Raw genomic sequence first — 1,311 nt, forward strand, 5'->3', positions numbered from 1 at the left:
TGCGACAAGTTGTCGTACTTATGGCGAAAAACTCCTTATATATCAAGGAGTTATCGCTTGGAAAGCTGGTTTCGCCAGCCTCTTCCAACTTTTCAACTGCCTCTTGGAGGCAGTTGGGAAGACAGGCAAGAAACGGAGCGTTGCTCAAAATCTTGTTCTAAGTTGGTAAAAGTAAATTAACCAACTCTAATAACAGTAAGGTATGGTCTTCACTCAGATGTACTTATTACTTGTAGTTTAAGTGATAAGAAGAGTAAGAAAGCAAGATCCGCTGTTGGAACAAATGTTCCCAAGTTTTAACCTGAATACAGGTTGTAAAGAGCATAAGCATATGATGATCCCTAAATATGCAAATGACTTAGGTTACCCATACCTCAGATTAGAGAATAATTTACAGACCTACTATAAATAAAGCTCAAAGTTTCCGTCAGCCTCTAGAAAACGGAACAGAACTAAGTCTTGGTAAGACTTAGGGAGGAGGGGCATACTTCACTTAAACTTATCTTTACTAAGGGTAATCTTCTTAGAAGACCCCATTTCAACCGAGTGGTTGAACCGTGTATTTGCTTGCGGAAATGAGCAAGCGGTATCGTTCGCCTCAAAATTATACCAAAGGAACACTTTAAATTAAAGCATACTATTGATCTAACCAAAATCTGTATAATTGGGATATAAACAGATAAAGGAAAGAGAAAAAAGTAATTGGTTGTTCTTGGTTGTGAACTAAGTTAATGGAATAACTAAAGTAAATTTTATGAAGCATAAAGCAAGGGCTTATTTATTGCAGTTAGGTATAAGCTAACTTAGTAAGTATGCGTAAGCTATTACTGTCATTGTTACAATTAAACAAATTGAAGATATAAGCAGTACAAGGCGTTTAATGAGGTAACCTGTTATATGGCTAACAGTAGTCTAGCGATAGTGCGACACTGGCAACGGTGTGGTGCGGAGCTTCCTGACAATGTACTCCCCGAAAGGGTCAATTTTTCTGTGAAGAAAGGTTGAGAAGGAATGAACAACACATTTCGAGAGAGGCTAGACTGGGTAGAAAGATAAACGTAAGTGAACAGTTGATTAAACTCCGTTATGAGAAATAGCCTACGGTTGTTATGGGCTTAGACCAAAATGGTAAGCAGTCGGATATTCCTCTTGACGTTGGGAATACGCCATCAAAGCATTGTCGGGGGACAGACTGTATCTTCACTACTCGTGTGATAGTAATGGAACTTGGTAAGCCTGTATTTCTGCCTCGTCCACAATACTCAATACTGAAACATATTTATAAGTATGAAACAGGAAGAGGAAAAGGAA

1 protein-coding gene is annotated in these 1,311 nt (G+C 38.4%); it reads left to right on the forward strand.

Features of this window, described 5'->3' with window-relative positions:
• Nucleotides 1–1,109: 1,109 nt before the first annotated feature.
• Nucleotides 1,110–1,311 (forward strand): hypothetical protein (locus A1D26_RS05295; RefSeq protein WP_157403045.1); only part of this gene is annotated, 202 nt, incomplete at its 3' end.

The organism is Ursidibacter maritimus, from assembly GCF_009761395.1.
In the GTDB taxonomy this organism is placed as follows: Bacteria; Pseudomonadota; Gammaproteobacteria; order Enterobacterales; family Pasteurellaceae; genus Ursidibacter; species Ursidibacter maritimus.